A 1,124-nucleotide genomic window follows, 5' to 3' on the forward strand; every position below is an offset into this window, starting at 1 on the left:
CAGATTGTCTCCATTCTCTTGATTTCGATAGACATGAACTCGATCCATCCAGTCCGGATCAAGATCAGGTAGACCTGATTCTTGTAATACAGCTGTTTCTGTTGTTGAAGCAGAAGGACAAGACATAATTGCAATACAGTGTGACTCAGATTCTTCTTCTAAGCCAGAATGTGCGTTATTACCTGATTTATCTATTTTCGATGAGTGATCAGAGTCTGTGTTTACTGTGGCTGGCCTTAAATTCAGAAGTACAGTAAATCGTATAATCTCTGTCAGCTGCTTTGATGATTCCCGCTGATTGAACAGGTAAATCTCAACATCACATTTGCGACTTTGCCTATTACAGGGTACTCGAATTTCATGATCCAGACTTCTTTCCTTAAGCTGGTTGGATAATGTCGTATCCAGAAATGTTCTTGCCTCTTGCAAATCCATTTCCGGTAGCTCAGTTATGATAAATTCTCCAGATTCATGCTGTTTTTGAAGCTCCACTCTGAATGGTTGATGAGACCAGAAAAGGTTCATATTTACTTCTGGTTCAAACCCTGGCTCCGGGTCAGAATTCAGGGAAGAAGTGTAAAGAGGAGTGCTGAGATTTAACTTCGACTGAGCGGCACAAAGAGAGGTGAAGCAAAACAATAAAACCAGAAAAAAAAACTGCTTGATCAATGATTGCATGTAGCATCCCTTAATAACAGAACCGCACAAATAGTTATGGGTCAAGATGGTTGAGACCTTTGGCTCTTGGTTTACAGACATAGTCATAATTCCCCATTAAGCTGTGTCCAAGAGCCAATATTTTTCCTGCGGCAGGATAAGAATGACTGACCAGTGTAGAACCGCCTTCATATATCATGATTAGCCCGGAGCCCTGGAATAGGCTCGTCATAACTATTCCGGGGAAGTAATAGAGGTTCAGGAAAAGCGAACCTGCCGTAATTGTTCCTCCCAGGGTAAGTCCTGCTGTATCTTTAGCGGCCGGGTGATCGAACAGGTTTCGACCCAGAGTGATTGCCATTTCTGTATTAACCAGACCCGCTGCTTCAACAGCATTTGCGAGATAAATCCAGGTCAGACCACTGGAGTATTTCAATAAAGCCAGACCGCCGATGCTGGCCATCGAA

Annotated in this window: 2 protein-coding genes; both read right to left on the minus strand. The window is 43.0% G+C overall.

Going from position 1 to position 1,124, the window contains the following annotated elements; translation table 11 throughout:
• Positions 1 to 492: hypothetical protein (locus KDK16_RS06910; RefSeq protein ID WP_257275308.1), on the minus strand; the 492-nt coding region annotated here is incomplete at its 3' end.
• 220 nt (positions 493 to 712) lie between these two features.
• A partial coding sequence (locus tag KDK16_RS06915) for a hypothetical protein (RefSeq protein WP_257275309.1) occupies positions 713 to 1,124 on the minus strand: 412 nt, incomplete at its 5' end.

The sequence above is a fragment of the Endozoicomonas sp. SESOKO4 genome (assembly GCF_024606275.1).